General features: G+C 39.6%; 21 protein-coding genes. 20 read left to right on the top strand and 1 reads right to left on the bottom strand.

Annotation, left to right across the window (positions count from 1 at the left end; genetic code table 11):
- Positions 1–3: 3 nt before the first annotated feature.
- The 13 genes from cobK (at position 4) to TR08_RS23345 (ending at position 11,897) form a co-directional block, all read left to right on the top strand.
- On the top strand, positions 4–780 hold the full coding sequence (gene cobK, locus TR08_RS23405; RefSeq protein ID WP_045522289.1) for a precorrin-6A reductase: 777 nt from the start codon (positions 4–6) through the stop codon (positions 778–780).
- Positions 761–1,435 carry a precorrin-8X methylmutase gene (locus tag TR08_RS23400; RefSeq protein ID WP_045522288.1) on the top strand — a complete coding sequence of 225 codons (675 nt, stop codon included), beginning with the start codon at positions 761–763 and terminating at the stop codon, positions 1,433–1,435. Before cobK ends, TR08_RS23400 begins: the two co-directional genes overlap by 20 nt.
- A complete protein-coding gene (locus TR08_RS23395) occupies positions 1,410–2,546 on the top strand; it encodes a cobalt-precorrin-5B (C(1))-methyltransferase (RefSeq protein ID WP_045522287.1) in 1,137 nt (378 codons plus the stop codon). The genes TR08_RS23400 and TR08_RS23395 overlap by 26 nt, the downstream gene beginning before the upstream one ends.
- Complete coding sequence (locus TR08_RS23390; RefSeq protein ID WP_045522379.1) at positions 2,521–3,717, top strand: bifunctional cobalt-precorrin-7 (C(5))-methyltransferase/cobalt-precorrin-6B (C(15))-methyltransferase; 1,197 nt, start codon at positions 2,521–2,523, stop codon at positions 3,715–3,717. Before TR08_RS23395 ends, TR08_RS23390 begins: the two co-directional genes overlap by 26 nt.
- The gene (cobI, locus tag TR08_RS23385) at positions 3,714–4,418 is read left to right on the top strand and encodes a precorrin-2 C(20)-methyltransferase (protein WP_045522286.1); all 705 of its coding nucleotides are present in this window, start codon (positions 3,714–3,716) and stop codon (positions 4,416–4,418) included. The genes TR08_RS23390 and cobI overlap by 4 nt, the downstream gene beginning before the upstream one ends.
- Positions 4,418–5,200, top strand: a complete 783-nt coding sequence (gene cobM, locus TR08_RS23380; protein WP_045522285.1) for a precorrin-4 C(11)-methyltransferase — start codon at positions 4,418–4,420, stop codon at positions 5,198–5,200. The genes cobI and cobM overlap by 1 nt, the downstream gene beginning before the upstream one ends.
- Positions 5,193–6,329: a cobalt-precorrin 5A hydrolase gene (locus TR08_RS23375; protein ID WP_045522284.1), complete on the top strand. Its 1,137-nt coding sequence runs from the start codon at positions 5,193–5,195 to the stop codon at positions 6,327–6,329. Before cobM ends, TR08_RS23375 begins: the two co-directional genes overlap by 8 nt.
- Positions 6,326–7,711: a cobyrinate a,c-diamide synthase gene (locus TR08_RS23370; RefSeq protein WP_045522283.1), complete on the top strand. Its 1,386-nt coding sequence runs from the start codon at positions 6,326–6,328 to the stop codon at positions 7,709–7,711. Before TR08_RS23375 ends, TR08_RS23370 begins: the two co-directional genes overlap by 4 nt.
- On the top strand, positions 7,680–8,309 hold the full coding sequence (locus TR08_RS23365; protein WP_045522282.1) for a precorrin-2 dehydrogenase/sirohydrochlorin ferrochelatase family protein: 630 nt from the start codon (positions 7,680–7,682) through the stop codon (positions 8,307–8,309). The genes TR08_RS23370 and TR08_RS23365 overlap by 32 nt, the downstream gene beginning before the upstream one ends.
- On the top strand, positions 8,306–9,067 hold the full coding sequence (cobA, locus tag TR08_RS23360) for a uroporphyrinogen-III C-methyltransferase (protein ID WP_045522281.1): 762 nt from the start codon (positions 8,306–8,308) through the stop codon (positions 9,065–9,067). The genes TR08_RS23365 and cobA overlap by 4 nt, the downstream gene beginning before the upstream one ends.
- Entirely contained in the window at positions 9,061–9,615 is a 555-nt protein-coding gene (locus TR08_RS23355) for a nitroreductase family protein (RefSeq protein ID WP_045522280.1), read from the top strand. Before cobA ends, TR08_RS23355 begins: the two co-directional genes overlap by 7 nt.
- A gap of 140 nt (positions 9,616–9,755) precedes the next feature.
- Positions 9,756–10,595 (top strand): class I SAM-dependent methyltransferase, encoded by an 840-nt coding sequence (locus tag TR08_RS23350; RefSeq protein WP_045522279.1) that lies wholly within the window; start codon positions 9,756–9,758, stop codon positions 10,593–10,595.
- Positions 10,596–10,697: 102 nt separating this feature from the next.
- A complete protein-coding gene (locus TR08_RS23345) occupies positions 10,698–11,897 on the top strand; it encodes a CbiX/SirB N-terminal domain-containing protein (RefSeq protein ID WP_045522278.1) in 1,200 nt (399 codons plus the stop codon).
- A gap of 414 nt (positions 11,898–12,311) precedes the next feature.
- Here the strand turns inward: TR08_RS23345 and TR08_RS23340 are convergent, their stop codons facing one another.
- Positions 12,312–13,598 (bottom strand): UDP-glucose dehydrogenase family protein, encoded by a 1,287-nt coding sequence (locus TR08_RS23340; protein ID WP_045522277.1) that lies wholly within the window; start codon positions 13,596–13,598, stop codon positions 12,312–12,314.
- Between the two features lie 180 nt (positions 13,599–13,778).
- Between TR08_RS23340 and TR08_RS23335 the strand changes: the two genes are divergently transcribed.
- From TR08_RS23335 to TR08_RS23305, 7 genes are all read left to right on the top strand, one after another.
- Positions 13,779–14,966: a hypothetical protein gene (locus TR08_RS23335; protein ID WP_152597504.1), complete on the top strand. Its 1,188-nt coding sequence runs from the start codon at positions 13,779–13,781 to the stop codon at positions 14,964–14,966.
- Between the two features lie 107 nt (positions 14,967–15,073).
- Positions 15,074–16,024: an NAD-dependent epimerase/dehydratase family protein gene (locus TR08_RS23330; protein ID WP_045522275.1), complete on the top strand. Its 951-nt coding sequence runs from the start codon at positions 15,074–15,076 to the stop codon at positions 16,022–16,024.
- On the top strand, positions 16,008–16,943 hold the full coding sequence (locus TR08_RS23325) for a lysylphosphatidylglycerol synthase transmembrane domain-containing protein (RefSeq protein WP_045522274.1): 936 nt from the start codon (positions 16,008–16,010) through the stop codon (positions 16,941–16,943). Before TR08_RS23330 ends, TR08_RS23325 begins: the two co-directional genes overlap by 17 nt.
- A complete protein-coding gene (locus TR08_RS23320; RefSeq protein ID WP_045522273.1) occupies positions 16,940–18,400 on the top strand; it encodes an alkaline phosphatase family protein in 1,461 nt (486 codons plus the stop codon). The genes TR08_RS23325 and TR08_RS23320 overlap by 4 nt, the downstream gene beginning before the upstream one ends.
- Before the next feature lie 2 nt (positions 18,401–18,402).
- The gene (locus TR08_RS23315) at positions 18,403–19,200 is read left to right on the top strand and encodes a glycosyltransferase family 2 protein (protein WP_081954623.1); all 798 of its coding nucleotides are present in this window, start codon (positions 18,403–18,405) and stop codon (positions 19,198–19,200) included.
- 50 nt (positions 19,201–19,250) lie between these two features.
- A complete protein-coding gene (locus tag TR08_RS23310; RefSeq protein WP_045522272.1) occupies positions 19,251–20,009 on the top strand; it encodes a hypothetical protein in 759 nt (252 codons plus the stop codon).
- Between the two features lie 32 nt (positions 20,010–20,041).
- A complete protein-coding gene (locus tag TR08_RS23305; RefSeq protein WP_045522271.1) occupies positions 20,042–20,968 on the top strand; it encodes an FTR1 family iron permease in 927 nt (308 codons plus the stop codon).
- Positions 20,969–20,981 lie beyond the last annotated feature (13 nt).

The following is a 20,981-nucleotide window of genomic DNA, read 5'->3' as shown; positions in this document are numbered from 1 at the left end:
CACATGATTTTATTTTTAGCAGGCACAAGTGATGCGAGAGCATTAGCCATTCAATTGCAAAATCAAGGCTATACGATATTAGCAACAGTTGTCACAGAATCTGCAGCCGAAAGTTTAAATGCATACGATATTCCTTATCAAGTCGGGCGGTTATCAGTTGATGACATGATGGCGCTTATTATAAAGCAAAAGATGACCTGTGTCATCGATGCCAGTCATCCCTATGCGGAAGAAGCGTCGAAAACCGCAATGGCAGCAGCAAAAGCATGTGATATTCCATATATTCGATATGAAAGGCCAGAAGAACAGTTTATTTCTCCACTAATTACAGAAGTTGAAAGTTATGAAGATGCAGCTAAATTAGCTCAATCTCATAATGGGACAATCATGTTAACAACAGGCAGCAAAACGTTAGAGATATTTTCCAAATATTTAATGCGTGATGAAATTCGGCTTATTTGCAGAATGCTTCCCAATATAGGGAATATGGAAAAGTGCACTAGTTTAGGTATTAAACAAAAGGACATTATTGCGATCCAGGGTCCATTTTCAGAATCATTAAATAAAGCACTATTAGAGCAATACAATGTGACTCTAATGATTACTAAAGAAAGCGGCAAAGTGGGGTCTGTAGATGAAAAAATGACAGCTTCTCTGCAATTAGGGATTCCTGTTATTTTAATAAAACGGCCAGCACTTGAATATGAAAATTTTTGTTCTTCTTTTGAAGAAGTAACTCAACTATTGGGAGGTTTTATTCATGGCAAACATGAACTTTAATACAAAATTTATTCCTTTAACGGTAGATCCAGACAAAATTTATGATCACAGTTTCGCCATTATTAAAGAAGAAATGGGCGAACATCCCTTTACAGATGAGCAATGGCTAGTTGTTAGGCGGGTGATTCACGCTTCAGCAGATTTTGAGTTAGGCCGCAGCATGATTTTTACACCTGATGCCATTGAGGCAGGGATTCAATCCATTTTAGCGGGTCGTCATGTAGTGGCGGATGTACAAATGATTGAAAGCGGTTCAGGCCGTAAGCGATTCCAAAAACATGGCGGGGACTTGCATTGTTATATTGCGGATGAAGATGTCTCAAAGGAAGCAAAGGCTCAAGGAACAACAAGGGCTATTATTTCCATGCAAAAAGCAACGAGTCTACATGAAGGAGGAATTTATGCCATTGGCAATGCGCCAACCGCTCTGCTGGAGCTAATTCGCTTAATTAAAGACGGTGTAGCAAAACCAGATTTAATTATTGGAATGCCAGTTGGCTTTGTATCAGCAGCAGAATCGAAAGAGGAGTTAGCAGTGCTGGAAGGGATTCCGTTTATTACGAACGTAGGTAGAAAGGGTGGCAGTACAGTGACGGTCGCTGCACTTAATGCCATTTCGATTATGGCGGATGAACGTGCAAAAGAAACGAGATAAAAAAGACCCTTTACAAATGCGTCATGGATACACGACTGGAGCTTGTGCAACAGCGATGACAAAGGCAGCACTGCAAGCTCTTGTCGTGGGAAAGGTACCAGAGGAAATCACGATTTATTTACCGGTTGGCCAGTATGCAACATTTAAAGTAACCGCATTTGAAGTGTCAGATGACAGGGTAATGTGTGAAACGATCAAAGATGCCGGGGACGATCCTGATGCTACGCATCAAGCACGAATTCAGAGTACCGTTCGTTATTCAAAAGAAAAAGGCATCCATTTAGATGGCGGGGTTGGTGTAGGGCGAGTGACAAAAGCGGGACTACCTGTATCAGTTGGTCAAGCAGCGATAAACCCCGTACCGCGAAAAATGATATGTGGTGTTGTACAGGAAGTAATTGAAAAATATAAATTGGATTGTGGAATTGAAGTGGTCATTTCCGTACCAGATGGTGAAAAGATTGCTGAAAAAACATTGAATGGGCGTTTAGGCATTATCGGCGGAATTTCGATATTAGGTACACGGGGAACAGTGGTTCCATTTTCAAGTTCTGCTTATATGGCAAGTATCGTACAAGCGATCAATGTAGCAAAAGAATCAGGATGTGAGCATTTAGTCATTACAACAGGTGGACGCAGTGAAAAATATGCTATGCAGCAGTATCCTCATTTACCAGAAGAAGCATTTATTGAAATGGGCGATTTTGTCGGTTTTACGATAAAAAATATTGCGCGGAAGAAGATTCCGAGAGTCTCATTGGTAGGGATGATGGGGAAGTTCTCAAAAGTTGCCCAAGGCGTTATGATGGTTCACTCAAAAAGCGCACCGATAAGCTTTGAGTTTTTGGCAGGCATTGCCAATAAAGTGGGTGTTGATGAGGAGACACAGCGAGAAATTTTACAGGCGAATACAGCTTCACAGGTTGGTGAAATGCTTCAGGGAAACGAGGCATTCTTTGCAGCACTTTGCAAAAACTGCTGCTACTATGCACTGAATCATATGAATACTGACATCAAAGTGTCGACAACCTTGTACGCCATGAATGGAGACTGTTTAGGAAAGGCTGAGAATATTGACAAATTGGATGAAGATGATTGGTATAGGGGATAATGGCGCGGAAGGATTGCTCCCCCAATATGTTGAGTGGATCAATGAATGTGATGTGCTAGTAGGCGGGGAGCGTCATTTACAATTTTTCCTGGAATTAAAAAAAGAGAAAAAAGTAATCAAAGGCGGTTTATCAGCATTAACAGCTGAATTACAGCAAGAAACACGAAATGTCGTTATTTTAGTGTCTGGTGATCCGCTGTTTTATGGACTTGGCGGTTTATTTGCGAAGAAGCTTCCAATAACGATTTATCCTTATACCAGCTCGGTACAACTTGCTTTTTCTAAAATGCAGGAAAGCTGGCAGGATGCGTATATTGTCAGCTTGCACGGCCGTTCCATAAAAGGGTTTGCACAAAGAATTGATGGGCGTAAAAAAATTGCTGTTTTAACAGATGAAACGAATTCTCCGCAGGCAATTGCAAAGTATTTAAAGCGTTTTGGCATGACAGAATATGATGCCTTCGTTGCTGAAAATTTACAAGGTGAAATGGAGCGGTGCCGCTTCTTCACATTGGACGAAATGGAGCAAACCTCCTTTTTTCCTTTGAATGTTGTGGTTTTAAAACAGCGTGAGGTAGTGGAACGTTCTTCTCTAGGAATTCCGGATGATGCATTTCTTCAGCGAAAGCCAGATAAAGGATTAATTACTAAAAGAGAAATTCGGACTCTTTGTCTGCAGGAGTTAGGGATTAAGGAAAATAGCATTGTTTGGGATATAGGAACCTGCACAGGTTCTGTTGCTATTGAAGCAGCGAAAATGGCTCGGGAAGGTGCCGTGTATGCAATTGAAAAAAATGAGGGTGACCTGGAAAACTGCCTGGAAAATCAATTAAAACATCGTACAGATTTTGTTGCAGTGCTGGGGAAGGCACCTGACCGTCTGGATGAATTTCCAGATCCGAATGCGATTTTTATTGGCGGTAACGGTGGAAATATGGAGCATTTATTGCAAACATGTATTTCACGCTTACAGCCAAATGGACGCCTTGTTATGAACATTGCAACCATCGAAAATCTGGCAGAAGCGCTGCAGCATCTAAAAGCATTAGGTTGTGAAGTATCAATATTACAGGCACAAATTTCAAAAAGTAAGCCAATCTTAAATTTAACACGTTTTGAACCGTTAAATCCAATCTATATAGTGACGGCAAAGAAAGGAAACGAATCATGAAAATGGGAACCTTATTTGGATTAGGTGTTGGGCCGGGAGATCCAGAATTAATCACAGTAAAAGCATTTCGCAGATTGCAGGAAAGCCCTGTCATTGCTTATCCCAAAAAATTAAAGGGCAGTAAATCTTATGCCCATCGTATTGTTGAAGTGTATATTAACCCGGCAGAAAAAGAGATGCTTGGTTTAGTATTTCCCATGACAAAAGATGAAAATACCTTGCTCGCTGAGTGGACAAAATCAGTGGAAGCTATTTATAGCTATTTAGTTCAAGGAAAAGATGTAGCTTTTGTGACTGAAGGAGATCCGATGCTGTTTAGCACATTTATACATTTAATGAACTTAATGAAATCGATGTACCCTGATGTTCCGATTGAAACGGTAGCTGGCATTTCGTCGTTTAATGGTTCTGTTAATCGCTTAGGGATTGCATTGGCTGATGGTGATGACCATGTCGCCATGATTCCTGCTACGGAGGATATGGAAGAAATGCGCCGAGTGATTGAAAACCACGATGCGATCGTCTTTATCAAAGTAGCAAAAGTTATAGACGTAATGCTCGATCTTCTGGAGGAAATGAATTTATTAGAAAAAGCACATGTCGTTACAAAAGTTACATCTGATGAAGAGGTAATTTGGAAAATCAATGAACTACGTGGTGCAGATTTAAATTACTTGTCATGTATGGTGGTGCGCAAATAATGAAGAAAATTTGGATTATCGGAGCAGGTCCGGGAGATCCGGATTTAATCACGGTGAAAGGTTTAAAGCTATTAAAAGAAGCGGATGTTGTGATGTATACCGATTCACTCGTAAGTGAAACGTTAGTAGCGGAAGCGAAGGAGTCGGCCGAAATTATCCGCACAGCAGGGATGCATCTTCAGGAAATGGTGGATTGTATTGTCGAACGTGTCAATGCAGGCAAAAAGGTTGTACGTTTACATACAGGCGACCCGGCGATGTATGGGGCAACGATGGAGCAAGTGGCACAGTTGAAGCAGCATGAGATTGGCTATGAAGTTGTGCCAGGTGTAAGTTCTGTTTTTGCATCTGCAGCAGCTGTTGGGGCAGAGCTGACGATTCCTGATTTAACCCAAACGCTTATTTTAACACGGGCTGAAGGACGCACACCTGTTCCTGAGCGTGAAAAATTACAGGCACTGGCAAGCCATCACTGTACGATTGCCATGTTTTTGAGTGCTACTTTAACCAAGAAAATCACAAAAGAATTGCAGGCAGCAGGCTGGGCAGACGATACACCAGTTGCTGTTGTGCAGCGTGCTTCGTGGCCTGACCAAAAAATTGTGCGGACAACACTGGCTGAATTAGATGAAGCAATGCGTGTCAACGGCATTCGCAAGCATGCGATGATTCTAGCAGGCTGGGCATTAGACCCGCACATTCATGAAAAAGAATACCGTTCGAAGCTCTATGACAAAACCTTTACTCATGGCTTCCGCAAAGGTGTGAAGGAAAATGATTAGTTTACGTGAAGGTGAAATTCCTGTTATTGTAAAGCGCAAACCATATGCCCTCGTTGCCATAACGAAACATGGGGTGGAACATGCAAGAAGCTACGTGGAAAAATTTCCATATGTGGACCTTTATTATATGAAGAAATTCGAGCAGGGCGACGAAGAAACGCGCCAAATTCAGTTATTTGATGGTACGGTTCGCCTACTATTGCCCGCTTTGTTCCAGCAGTATTCAGGAATCATTTGTATCATTTCCCTCGGTGCTGTCGTTCGTATGATTGCTCCGCTAATGATTGATAAAAAGAAAGATCCTGCCGTGTTAGTGGTGGATGATAAAGGTCAGTTTGTCGTCAGCGTATTATCGGGGCATATTGGCGGTGCCAATGCCTTAACCCATGAATTTGCAAAAGCGATTGGTGCTGTACCAGTTGTAACAACAGCGTCAGATGTTCAAAAAACGATTCCCGTGGATTTATTTGGCGCCCAATTTGGGTGGATGTGGGATAGTGAAGAAAAATTAACACCTGTTAGTGCATCGGTTGTTAATGAAGAGCATGTTGCGATCGTGCAGGAAACGGGAGAAAAAAATTGGTGGATGTACGATCGCCCAATGCCAGATAATTTGAAAATTTATCCAACAATAGATGAAGCGATCATGGTAAAGCCACAAGCGGCACTGCTTATAACAGATCGTTTAATTGAGGCACATGAAGAGGTGCTGCTCGAGAACGGAGTTATGTATCGTCCAAAATCAATTGTACTTGGCATTGGCTGTAATCGTGATACGGCAATGGCAGAAATTGAACAAGTCATAGATGAAACATTAGCGGAGCTGCGTTTAAGTAAAAAAAGTGTCAAAGCAGTTGCGACCATCGATTTAAAGAAAAACGAAACAGGCTTGCTTGAATTAACTGCTAAACATAACTGGCCGTTTGTAACTTACGCACCTGACCAGCTGAATGAAATACCGATGCAAAACCCATCGGAAACAGTCTTTAAATATACAGGTGCTTATGGGGTCAGTGAGCCTGCCGCATTGCGTTATGCGAATGCGAAAGAATTACTGCTGGAGAAAAAGAAAAGCGGAAACGTGACCATTTCCATTGCACGTGTCAACTTTGAGGAGGAAGTACAATGAATCGATTTGTTTTAGCCGGCACAGGAAGCGGTGTTGGAAAAACAACATTCACAGTCGGCATCATGCGTACGCTTATGAAGCGTGGTTTAACAGTCCAGGGCTTTAAATGCGGTCCGGACTATATTGACCCAACGTATCATACAGCTGTCACAAAACGCCCTTCTCGTAATATTGATAGTTTCATGATGTCCCATGAAACAGTTCGTGCCATTGTCGCAAGAGCGAGCCAAGATGCAGATGCAGCTATTATTGAAGGAGTGATGGGCTTTTATGATGGCAAATCCCCATTATCAAATGAAGGATCTGCTGCTCATATTAGTGAGATTACAAAAAGTCCCGTCATTTTAATTGTCAATGCGGCAAGTATGGCAAGAAGTGCGGCTGCGATTGTCAAAGGATTTCAAATGTTAGATGAAAGCTCCAATATTGTTGGTGTTATTGCCAATCAATTAGGAAGTAAAAGCCATTTTGAAATTGTCAAAGCAGCGATTGAAGAAGAATGTAGAATTCCTGTCATTGGCTATCTGCCAAAAGGAGCTGTCCCTTCGATGCCAAGCCGTCATCTGGGTTTAGTGCCCGCCATTGAACGAGGCGATTTAGATTCCTATTTTGATAGTCTTGCAGAAGCAATCGAAGAGACATTGGATATTGAACAGCTGCTGGAAATTACAAAAACACAATCATTGGAAGTCTCTGCATCTATTTTTGATATACAGCCCGAAAGACAAGAAGTACACATTGCAGTTGCAAAGGATGCCGCTTTTAACTTCTATTATGAAGAAAATCTAGAATTACTCCGTACATATGGTGCCACTTTGCATTATTTCTCTCCATTACAAAATGAAGAAGTTCCAGAAAAAGCGCAGGGGCTGTATATCGGCGGCGGTTTCCCAGAAGAGTTTGCTGAAGCTTTGGCGAAAAATGAGGAAACGAAGCAATCAATAAGAGCAGCGCTTGAACGCGGGGTGCCAACATTAGCGGAATGCGGCGGTTTTATGTATTTAACAGAGGAAATTGTGAATCGTCAAGGACAGGTATTCCCGATGCTCGGAATTATTCCAGGCCGTGTGCGGATGCAGGATAAATTAGCGGCACTTGGCTACCGGGAAATTACAGGTGTTCCAGGCAACTTTCTAATCAATGAAAAGGATCAGGCAAAAGGGCATGAGTTCCATTACTCAACATATGAGGGGGAGCATACATCACCAGCTTATTTTAGTAAAGGCCGTTTTCGTGCTCAGCAGGAAGGTTATCTACATAAAAATATTGTTGCTGGCTATACACACTTTCATTTTGCTTCGAATCCACAGCTTGTGAAAAATTGGCTGACAGCATGTTTGGAGGTAAACAATGAATTATTTCCCACTATTAATGAATATTGACTATAAAAAGGTTGTTATTGTTGGGGGCGGACATGTAGCACGTCAAAAGGTGGAAGCGCTGCTGCCAACAAATGCGCTAGTGACAGTGATAAGCCCAGCGGTAACCGAAAAATTACAGAACTATATCAATGAAGGGCTTGTGACATGGAAAGAAAAAGCATTTGAACCTGCTGATTTAGATGATGCAGTACTGATTTTCGCGGTTACAAATGACGGAGAGGTAAACAATGCAGTGGAAGAAGCGGCCCAGCATTGGCAATTACTCAGCCGTGCGGATGCAAAAGGACGTGTTGATTTCATCAATCCAGCAGTCGTTCGCCGCGGTGATTTTGTTTTAACTGTATCGACGTCTGGAGCAAGTCCAGGTCTGACCCGTCAAGTAAAGAATGATTTAGAAGAGCAATTTGGAGTACATTACGAGCAGTATGTTTCTTTTTTAAAGGAAGCACGTCAGCGAATTTTACAAGTGTCTACGGGCGATGCGAAAAAACAGCTATTAGCAGAGCTCCTGGATCCACAGTTACTACAATGGATGGAGCAAGGTCAAAAACAAAAATGTGAAGCGTGGCTGCATCAGCGTATAGGAGAAAAACGGTGAGCGGATTTGTATATATTGTAGGAGCTGGTCCTGGAGACCCAAAACTATTGACGATTCGAGGATTAGAGTGTATTCAGCAAGCAGATGTGATTTTATTTGACCGACTGGTGAATGCTGAATTATTAAAACATGCGAAAGCTGACGCCGAGCTGATTTATTGTGGAAAAGAACCAGGCAGGCATGGACTGATTCAAGATGAAATTCATTGTGTGCTAGTGGAACAAGCCAATCTTGGCAAGCAGGTTCTCCGCCTAAAAGGCGGTGACCCCTTTATCTTTGGACGTGGTGCAGAAGAAGCAGCGATTTTACGGAAAGCCAATATTCCATTTGAAATCGTGCCTGGTATTACAGCGGGGATTGCCGCGCCTGCTTATGCAGGGATTCCTGTGACACATCGTGATCATGCTGCAAGCTTTGCGATCGTTACAGGTCATGGCCGGCCAGAAAAGGAGCAGGACTTTTTAAATTGGTCGGCGCTTGCTCAAATTGATACGGTGGCCTTTTATATGAGTATTGGCAATATCGCGCATATAACGAAAAGCTTAATAACCTATGGCAAAAGTGAAACAACCCCTGTTGCCGTTATTGAATGGGGCACAACTAAAAACCAGCGTACGATTACAGGCAATCTCTCAACGATTGCACAAGATATTCAAATACATCGTATCTCTAATCCAGCCATGATTTTAGTTGGTGATGTTGTTAAGGTACGGGATCAAATTGCTTGGTTTATTGAAAAGGAGCATGAATTATGTTAGATGCATTAAAAAAACGCCGTGCGATTCGTCAATTTGAAACGCGCGAAGTGGAACGTGACAAAATTGAGACGTTATTAGAAGCAGCAACGTTTGCACCAAATGACCGTATGCGTGAGCCCTGGCATTTCTATGTATTACAGGGCGACAGCTTTAAACGTTATGAGCTGGTGGCGCTTGATTATTTACAAAAACGTTTCCCAACAAAACCACATTTAGTGGAAAGCTCAATGGAAGCCATCACAAAAACACCGCTGGTTATTGTGGTGACATCTGCCATTGTCGATGGAGATGAAGGTGCAACAAAAGATAATACCTTTGCAGTAAGCAGTGCGATTATGTCGATGTGGTTAATGGCCGAACAGCTGGGTTTAGGCATGGTATGGCGTACACGTGGAGTGGGCTTAGTTCATGATACAGCATTACATGCTTTTATAGGTGCATCAGATCAAGAGCAATTAGTAGGGACGTTATGCATAGGTTACCCTGCAGAAGAAAGCACTTCCGTGAAGAAGCGAACACCATTTGCTGAAAAAACAACTTGGCTATAGGGAGGTTTGTACATGGCACGACAGGGGGTGCTGTTAGTTTATACAGGAGAAGGCAAAGGAAAAACAATGCAGTAAGGGTAGCTATTGCATACACCAAAAGGATTGTCCATTTATGTTGTCGAGATTGAGGAGAAAATTCAATGATAAAAGGATCCCCTTTACAATTTGATTTTGAAAAGCTTTGGAAAGAAGGCATGTTAAACTGGCATGGCAAGATGCCAGAACGAATGATCGATGATGAGCTGGAAGAAACATTTTGGGCTCAGTCCATGAAGAAAAAAACATACAAGCAAACAGACGCCTATGCAAAAATAATTTACGAAAAAATGAAACAGCATATCCCGCAAAATTCAACTTGTATTGAAATTGGGCCTGGATGGGGCAACTATACCTTCCAACTTCGTCAAGATGTCAAAAGTTTAACGCTAGTGGATGGTTCTGAAAGTGTGCTTGATTATTTAAAACAATACTTTGAAAACGATACAAATGTTCAGTTCGTCCATAGTAAATGGGAAGAAGCGCAAATTGAGCAGCATGATGTTGTTATTGGGGTGAACTGCTTTTATCGTATGTATGAAATGATTGCGGCGCTGAAAAAAATGAACAGGCTTGCCAATAAGCGCGCCATCATTGGCTTAACAACAGGACCAATTCAGCCGCATTACGTTATTTTAGATGAGCAGTTTTGCTATGACATTAAATATCCTCGCCGTGATTATATTACCATCGTCAATATGCTGTATCAGTTAGGGATTTATGCAAATTGTGAAATGCTCAAGCTGGAGCGTGAGTATCGTTATGATACATTGCAGCAATTATATGAAGCACAAAGCAAAAAAATCTTATCATCCCGGTTTGATATGGCACATGTGAAAGCATCACTCGAACCTTTTATTGCTATGGAGGATGGCCAGTATGTGTACCGTTACCCATTCAATGCTGCAATCATTACTTGGGAACCTGCGAAGTTACATGACTAAGTTTCGTTTGACATTAATAATATGGGCTTTGATCGTGGGCACTGTTGATATAACAAAGAGATATAGAGGGTACAAAATGATGGGAGAAGGGGAGGTCACTTTATGACGACCTGGAATTTAACGCAAATGCAGCGTCACTTACTCATTTGTAATGGGTCAACCTGTATGGGAGCAGGAGCTGAGGCTGTCACTCAGCAAATTCGGGACGAAATCCGGAAAAACCGTTTAGATGAGCAAATTCATACATCGCGTACACGCTGTAACGGCCGCTGTAAAGATAAATGTGTCGTAATTGATTATCCAAAAGGGACATGGTATTCGGTTCAACATGAAGAAACTGCACGTGATATTGTTCATGAAGAAGTTAAAGAAGATGCGATCATTTATTCAATGGAGCAAGGTGTGCGGAAACGCGGCGAAGACCGCATAAAAGGAATTGAAAAATACAAGAAAGGTAATGGACCAATGAAAAAAGCAGTATTATTTGTTGGACATGGCAGCAGGCTGGAGGCAGGGAATAAAGAAGTTCGTGAATTTGTCGGGCAAATGGAAGAATACATTGATCCAGCTCTTTTAGTAGAAACATGTTTTTTAGAATTTGCATCACCAAATATTGAGGATGGTATTCAGTTGTGTGTTGAAAAAGGTGCGGATGAAATCCATGTAATTCCCATCATTTTATTACATGCAGGACACTCAAAACTGCACATTCCTGCAGAAATCGAACATGCTAAAGAGCATTTCCCAGATGTTCGATTTACTTATGGCCAAACGATAGGTGTACATGAGGAAGTTTTTGAAATTTTAAAAACAAGACTTGCTGAAGCAGGTTTTGATGTAGATCAAAAGCATGAGGATACGGCAATTTTATTAATTGGACGTGGCGGCAGCGATCCATATGCTAATGGTGATTTTTATAAAATCAGCAGATTATTGTGGGAGAAATTAAATGTACCTATCGTTGAAAGTGCCTTTATGGGGGTAACTACGCCAACTGTGCAGGATGGGATGGAACGCTGTATTAAATTAGGCGCAAAAAAAATCATCATGCTGCCGTATTTTTTATTTACGGGAATTTTAATGGAAAGACTGAATAAAATGGCCGAACAGTTTAAAGAGACTTATCCGCATGTAACAATTGATATTGCTCAGTATTTTGGCTATCATCCAAAGTTAAGAACGGTACTGTTAGAACGTATGAATCAGGCCTTAAACGGTACTTCCACTGGAATGTATGATTTAGAAAATTTTGGTAAATATGCGGAAGAACATGGGTATGAACATCATCATCACCATAATTAAAGGATAGACAACCGTTTTTTTTTATAGTTCGGTTTTTCTTAGTATGATGGTTTACGCTTGCCAAGATCACATATGAGCTGTACGTGGGAACTGTTTTTTTACTGTTATAACCGAGCATGACACCAAAACCCCCAAAAATAACCCGACAGGACTAACATCTGTCGGGTTTACTTCGGTTATTATTATAGCGGCCTTGAGTGATTCTTCAATAATAAGTACATCATTGTTATCTTTTCCATGTAATAGAGCTGATAAGTGAAATATTATTGATCTAACATTTAATGATAAAAAGAAAAAAGCTGCCTATTTCGGCAGCTAATAGTCAAGATAATTCTTTTCCATGTTTTCAAGATTTGAGAAGGATAGGATAAATCCATTAGAATCTAGTTTGAGTTACAAATCCTCTATTACAACTTATCTCCCAATTGAAAAGTATTCAATTGAAAATCGGCTAACTTCTTCCAATGAATAACAGTTTCGTCCATCAAAGAGAATAGGAGTTTTCATTAATTTTTCATATTGCGATAAAGGAAAGTTTTTGATGTCATCCCAATCCGTTACGATAAATGCCATCTCTGCATTTAATAGAGCGTCTTCGATCGAAGAAGAGTAGTTAATATTATCACCAAATTGTTTTTTTGCGTTTTCGATCGAAACAGGGTCAAAAGCAGTAATATTAACTCCTTCTTCTAACAGCACACTGACCATCCTTAATGCCGGAGATTCCCTTATATCATCCGTATTCGGCTTAAACGAAAGGCCTAAAATGGCTGCTTTTCTGTTATTGAGGCTTCCAAAGCGATGCATTGCTTTTTCAACTAACACATCCTGTTGTTTTTGATTCACAAGATTGACTGCTTTTAGGATTTTGAGTTCGGCTCCATGTTCAGTAGCTGTATGAATCAGAGCGCTCACATCTTTTGGAAAACAGGAACCTCCATATCCAATACCTGCTCTTAAAAAATGCGGTCCAATACGGGAGTCCAGACCCATCCCATGGGCTACGTCCTCAATATTGGCACCGAGTGATTCACATAATTCAGCTATTTCATTGATAAAACTTATTTTTGTTGCTAAAAAGGCATTGGAGCTGTACTTAATTAATTCTGCACTTTGAAGATCAGTTTTAAATATTGGGATGCCAAGTGGTTTATTTATTTCCTCGACCAACTTGGCAGCTTTTTTACTTTCAGAGCCAATAACAATTCGATCGGCAAAAAATGTATCATGGATAGCTGACCCTTCTCTTAAAAATTCCGGATTGGAAACCATTTCAATCTCGAATTTAGAAACTGCTTCGATCCGTTCTTTAATAATCCGATTCGTTCCTATTGGGACTGTGCTTTTTATGATAATAATGACTTTCTGAGTTATGTTTTTCGCGATTTGATCAGCTGCATCGTATAAATAATGAAGATTTACTTTTCCATTTAAGCCCATCGGTGTGCCAACTGTGATATAGATAATTTCACTATAAGTCAAAGCTTCGAGAATGTTATTAGTAAATGATAACCGGTCGTTTTCAATATTATTATTCACTAACTCAAGTAACCCTGGTTCAAAGAAGGGTATTTTCCCTCGTTTTATCAATTCGATTTTATCGGAATCAATATCATAACACGTGACTTCATGACCGATTTCCGCTAAATATGCGCCGGTTACAAGCCCGACATGGCCTGTTCCAACAATGGTGATCTTCATACATGTACCTCCAATAATGCTATTTTAATAAAGTTAAATTTATTATACACTTTTCAAAAATATTTCTCATTTCCAATTGACATTGAGAATCATTCTCTTTATAATCAAATTTGTGAATGAAATTCATTATCAATTAGGCACTTATTTTTATCAATTTTTTTTGCAGAAGAGGGGATACATATGAAAAAGAGACAATTAAAAATTATTTTTGCAAGCTTTTTAATGGCTTCAGCTGTTTTATCTGCTTGTGGGTCAAAAGAAACTTCAGAAAAGCCAAAAGAGGAAAAACAAGAAGAAACAGCAAATGCGGGAGAGTCAAAGGAAGAAAAAGCTGCAGAAGAAGTCGATTTTGCTGCGAGTTACAAGGAAGCCATTACTGAATTAGATAAGGCTAAAGAAAAAAAAGAAGTTGATTTTGTGATGGTGACAGATCTTTATACAAAAAATCTACAAAGCCTTGTACAAGAACGCGATGCCGAGGTTGAAGCACAACATGATCAGCATATTACAGCTGCACTAAAAGCAGGTCAAGACGGCTCTATGGATCCTATTGTTGTTAGACAAATCTTCGATAAGTTAATGCAAAAAGTTTTCTATACCACAGTTAAACATGAATTTACTGAAGTTGGAGAAAACTGGGGCAAGAAGGACGCAGTAAAAGAAGAAATTGAAGAAGCAAAGGAATTTTATGCAATTTTGAAATCAACAGTTGAAAAACGTGATGCTGCCTATGGAACAAATATGGTTTCCGTCATTGACGGCGGCTTCGCTGAGATTGAAAAAGCTGTTGAGTCAGATGATCTGTTAGCCTTCCAATTAGGAAAACAAGTGGTAGACAAAACGTTAATGAAAACCTTCTATTTAGCTACTGGTGCAATTCCTAATGGATATGCGACAAAAGCTGCTGCAGAAGCAAAAGAAAATCCAGAAGTTGCCAAAATTGAACAAGCAGAGGGATGGGCGTTTTACCAGTCTCTATTCAAGTACCTAAACTCACATGCCGCAGAGGATGCTGCATTGATTGAAAGCCAATTTAATTTAGAAACGGATGTGGCAACACTTGATCCTGCAGCCGTTAATAAAGCATTTGTTCGTGGTTTCTCTAAAATTGCCTTGGATGAATATGCGGAAAGTTTAGAAACTTGGGGAGAAGACAAGTCGCCAATAACCGCATTAGAAGGCGCGCTGTTTATTGATGTAATTGGTGAAGATATCAAAGGTATCATTGGCGCAGAAGCGTATCAAACATTAACTCAACAGGCTCAAACATACCTTGAAGCAGCAAAAGCAAAGGATAAGGAAGCTGGAGAGCCAGTTTTAGCAGAAATTCAAACCACATTACAAAATGTGATTAACCAAGCGAAATAAGTAATTTGCATGAATATGAGAACCTTGTCATCCAAACAAGGTTTTTCCTTTTGGATAAAAAGTCTATAATGGGAGTGATGAGGTCCAATTAAATAGATAGAGGTGTTATGTTGAAGATTATCATTACAGGTGGTGCAGGCTTTATTGGAAGCCACCTTACAAGAAAGCTAATTTTAGAAAATCATGAAGTACATGTAATCGATTGTCTGCATCCATACTATTCGTTAGAAAGAAAAAGAAAGCAATTGCAAACGATAGACTCTTTGAAAAGGGAGCATTTTACTCAATTAGATCTCTTAAATTGGAGTGAAACAATCTCTTTCTTTCAATCCCTATCACCTGACGCTGTAATCCATCTTGCAGCATTACCGGGTGTTTCCTACTCGATTGAAAGACCACTAGAGTACGTTGATTATGATATTAAAGCGACCATTAATGTGCTGGAAGCCTGTGGACAAAGTGATGTAAGGCAATTCATTTTTGCTTCTTCCTCATCTGTTTATGGGAACCAAAAGGGTCCATTGAAGGAAGAAATGGCCACAGGAAACGTGATTTCACCTTATGCAGCATCCAAATATTCCGCAGAATCCTTTTGTCATGTGTATAGACATTTATATGGATTTGAAACGAAGATATTAAGGTTTTTTACCGTGTATGGCCCTTGGGTTCGTCCAGATATGGCCATCGGCATCTTTCTAAAAAAGTTGATTAACAAACAAGTTATTAACCTTTATGGTGAAGGAAGGGTTCGTGACTTTACGTATATCGATGATATTGTCGACGGAATATATTTATCGTTAACACAATTACATAGAAGTGAAGTGATTAATATTGGTTCAGGTAATCCCATCTCGATGCTTTCATTAATTAATGAATTGAGACAATATTTTCCTGAGATGGTGGTTAGGGAAGAAGAATCTCGTACAGGTGATGTTGTCCAGACGTGGGCAGATATTCGAAAAGCAAAAGATCTTTTAGGATATAGACCTAAAATAAATTTTGAGCATGGCTTAGCTGAAACCGTAAAGTGGGCGAAGGAAAATGAAGCTTTCCTTTAAAATCATAAAATTTTTATGTTCCCTCATGATTTTAAGTTTCTTTTTTTATTTGACGTTTAATTACTTTGATGGTGAATGGATTTTGAACGGTATAAAAGCCATTATTCAATCACCTATCATCCTAATGACTATATTAACTGTTTATTTGCTTTCTTTTTGCTTGAAAGCCCTTGCCTGGAAAGTCTATTTAAATGGGCGGCCAAGGTTTTCAACGTGTTTATTGGGAGTTTTATATAGTTTGTTTGTGAACCATTTATTGCCTATCAAAGCAGGGGATCTCGTAAGAATAAAAATCATGAGTAACCGGGATAACATAAGCGGTGAGGATGCGGCTCATTCCGTCATTATTCTTAGGCTGCTTGACATGATATGCTTAATAGCTTTTACATTGATAGGCCTTGTCATCCTGGGAGTTGATTTTCAGGTTCCCATGCCACTAATAATAATTGGAAGTATTGTATTTGTTCTTACAATGCTTGTCTTAGTACGGTTTTTTCCTGTTTTTTTAAAGCGACAGATTAAATTATTTAAACAAGGTATTAGAGGAAAAAAAGGAATATTTATTTTTACTGCAATCGGGGTCAGTTGGATTCTAGAGGCAGCTGTCCTATATGGAACGATTTTCGTCTACCACGAAAACTTATCGATTATAGAAGCTGTTTTTGCCAACAGTGTGACGGTTTCAGGGCAAATTTTTCAAATAACACCGGGTGGAATCGCCAACTATGAAAGCTTTCTTGTTTTTGCATTACGTTTGTTCGGATTTGCGATTCAAGATGGCTATACGATTGCCATTGTTACTCATGCAGTCAAATTCTTATTTTCCTATACTGCAGGAGTCATGGCTGTAATCATGTATCCCATTCCATTCAAGACCGTGTTACATTGGAGCAGAGTGAGAGGAGTGAGGATAAAATGAAAAGTGCATCTAAATTTGAAAAAGTTGCTGCACGTTGCTGGAATTTATTAAATGAGGGGAAACCTTTTACACCGATCTTTGTCGTCGGAACGATGCTGTTATTCCACATCGAAGCTTTAACTGATTGGGTTACGGCCTTGGCTTTATTTCAATCTTTTTTGTATGTGATCCCTGTTTTGGTCCTTTATTTTCTATTTGATTTTCCACTATTTTTAAGAAATTATCTTTGGATTCCTTTTGTAGTCTATTTAATCATTTGGAATGATACAAATATTGGTCTATTATTCTTTTCAATAGGGCTTTATTTCTTTTTTACTGTTTTCTTTTGGGGTACGCTTTATTACCATTTAAGAATCGGCACTTCATGGTTAAACTTTACCCGTTTCTGGAAGCTAGTGTTAAAAAATAGCGATTCCACAAGCGGAAACGCTCAAGAACAAATTCCTAAGTTTTTATTGGTGTTAACCCTTTGGGAATTCTTCTTTGGAAAAATAACATCGGGAGATCCGATAAATTTGTTACTGTATTTAATCTTTTTTATTTTTGTTCTTATCTTTGCTTATATTCTTCATCGTAATTTATTCGATTGGAAACCTAAAATGTATAACGGTTATACAAGGGATTATTTTCCGCAGCCAGAGAATAGCATATCTGATAAAGCCATTGTTATCGTTATTGACGGGATGAGAAAAGAACGCTTTTATGAAGCGGATACGCCATTCCTTGATTATTTAAAAGATAACGGAACAGAGTATACGAACATGGAAACCGTCTATCCAGCGAGAACCGTTGTCTGTTTTTCTTCCATGTTTACAGGAACGTATCCTATGGAACATGGAATTCACTCCAATATGGTTTGGAAGTTAGGAATTAAGGTGGAGAGTATTTTCGATTCCTTAAGGAAGGTTGGCAAAAAAGGAAGGCTTTTCGGATGCGCTCATCTGGTTGATTCGATGGGGAGCGATGTTGAAACCTTTACGGCAGTTATGCATAACGACAAGGTAGATTCTACTATTATGGAGCGGGCAAAGAAAATTATGAAGGAACAGGATCCAGATTTGTTTATCGTGCAAATGATTGCAACGGACCAAACTGGTCATAGCAGAGGTGTACTCTATGATGAATACCTGCAAAAAATTAATGAAGCAGACCGTCTCGTTAAAGACTTTGTCGACTGGCTCACAGCAGAGGGCAAAATGGACAATACAACGCTTTTCATTTGTGCAGATCATGGGCAGGCTGACGGGATTGGCGGTCATGGCCATTTAGATGAAGGTGAAAGATTTGTTCCATTTTTTATCCACGGACCGAATATTGCCAAAGGAAAGAAAGTGGAGGAAAAACAAAGTCTTGTCTCTTTAGCTCCTACACTAGCCCATTTGCTGGGTGCGCCTTTTCCTAGTCATAGCAGAGGCAAGGTCTTATTAGATGCAATTGAACAGAAGGATGAGATTTAAAAATGGATAAAATTAAAGTCATTGTGTTTTTACCAGCCTATAATGAGGAGGAATCTATCGGAAACGTTATTAGGAATATTCCGAGATACTTTCATGACAAAGTAGATGTGGAAGTTTTGGTCATTAATGACGGGTCCAGAGATCGAACTGTTGAAGTTTCAAACAATGCAGGAGCAGACTATATTGTCAGTTTCCCGAACAACCAGGGACTTGGTGCAGCGGTTCGTGCAGGGCTACGTGAGTGCTTTGAAAGAGGTGCAGATATTGGGGTGATGATTGACGCTGATGGTGAATACCCTGCCGATCACATTCCTAATTTGTTAAAGCCCATTTTTGAGGGTAATGCAGATTATACAATGGGATCCCGCTTTTTGGGTAACATAAAGGGAATGAAACTCCATCGACGTTTAGGAAATTATTGTTTTACCTTTCTTCAGAGCTTGTTATTGAGGAGATGGATTTATGACGGGCAGTCTGGGATGAGGGCTTTTACAAGACAGGCACTTCAGCATGCTGAAATTATTCATGACTATAATTACGCGCAAGTTCTCACGTTAAATCTTGTTAGAAAAGGGTTTCGGGTAAAGGAAGTACCGATTCCTTATCATGTCCGTTCAACTGGAACGTCATTTATCACGTTTAGCGGATATATGTCTTCAGTACTGCCTGCAATTTGGAAGGAATGGAATCGAAACGTTGAAAAAATTGACATTCAAACGAAAGTATGTAATTTGGAATCGTTCCAGAAGATAGATTTGAGTGAAAATAGGGATACAAAAGGTTTTCTCATCGCAAAATAATATTGACATTAATAATGATAATCATTATCATTGATGATAGGAGGAATAGTATGAAAAAGCAAATACTTTTAGCTTTAACTGTCTTTTTACTTTTTAGCAATGTGTTTTCCATAACAGCTAATGCTTATACATATGGTGATCCAAATAAGGAAGACTTGGCAGAAGTCTATAAAAACATGGTGATTGAATTAGATAAAAATCCTCCAGACTTCAGTACGGCACGAAAACATTACGAAACCGTAAAAGAAGAAGTCGACATGCATATGGGCCCGGATCCATCAAAAATAATTATCCAAAATATAGAGGATAAAGATAAAGAACAAACGATTAAAAATCTGGATGAACTTCTCATATTAAATATTGCCAGGCGTTTGGAAAATGTCGAAAAGAATTTCTCCGAGTTTGATACGAGTAAACGATTGTTGGCAAAGGGGTTTGCTACTTACGAAGCACTGTCCCCTAAAATAGAAGCAAAGAACCCAGATTTTGATAAAGAAATCAAAGCAGAATTTGATAAGGCATTAGAATCTTTAGGAAATCCAGGACTTTTTGGTGTGGGGCAAAAGGAAGCCGAATTTGAAACATTTAAGGAAATTAAAGAAGTGATTCTTTCAAAGCTTCAAACCGAATTTAACATTAAAAGTTTAGAAGTTGGACATTTTTCTGAAAGTGCCACAGAAACAGAAAAAGAGAATAAAGATTGGACGGATCTATCCAATCTTCGAAATTGGATTCCATTAATCATCATCGTGGTCGTTATTATTGCTGTTGTTTTAATGGCAAGACGAAAAAGAAGACCTAAGAAATAAGTTGTTCTCAACTGGGAGAGGTGAAAATTTAAATGGAGATTCAGGCTCTGTTAATTACATTTCGTGAGGTACTTGAAGCATTGCTGATTGTAGGTATAATCACAACATACTTGAAAAGAACGGATAACAAGAAGTATACAAAATATGTTTGGTTGGGTGCAGGTCTTGCGGTTTTGGCAAGTATCGGAGCAGCCATGTTATTTCAGCTTGTGTTCACAGGCTTTGCGGCCATGGTCAGCGAAATGTATTTAAAGGTAGGTATAATGATTATTTCCGCTCTCCTTTTAACGCAAATGGTATTTTGGATGGCGAGCCATAGCAGAGACTTAAAAGGAAAATCGGAAGACAAAATGAGTAAGTTCATTTCAACAGGAAATGTAGTTGGAATGGTTATACATTCTTTCTTAGTTGTACTTAGGGAAGGGATTGAAACCGTCTTTTTCTTTGCAGCAATTACGGGGGGGAATATTGGAGCCGCAATGCAAGGATGGGGTGCCATTACAGGTGTCATCATCGCCGTTGTTGTCTCTTACCTATTCTTTAAAGGCACAATGAAGGTATCACTTAAGACGTTTTTTAAAGTCACAGGGGTGTTTATCATTTTAATCGCTGCCGGGTTATTGGTTCAGGCTATCTCCATGTTGCAAGATTTAGAAATTATCGGAAGTATCATCCCACATCTATACGATTTAACATGGTTCCTACCGGAGCATCCGATTGATTATGATCATTATTTACGTGATCATGGGACGGCACCGTTATTGTCAGGGGATTTTGGAATCTTTTTAAAAGCATTGTTTGGGTACTCATCGATGCCATCCATCGAAGAAGTGATAGCATATCTTGGTTATTTTGCCGGAATCTATTTAATGACTACTTACCAATCTGACGATAAAAAAACAAGCCGTAAAAAAGAGGCAAAAGGTTTAGAAACTGCCATAAGCAATCAAGAAAGTTAAGCCTGTTAATGAA

This window comes from Neobacillus niacini (genome assembly GCF_000759675.1).
GTDB lineage: Bacteria > Bacillota > Bacilli > Bacillales > Cytobacillaceae > Neobacillus > Neobacillus niacini_A.
This window is presented reverse-complemented; position numbering and strand designations above follow the sequence as displayed.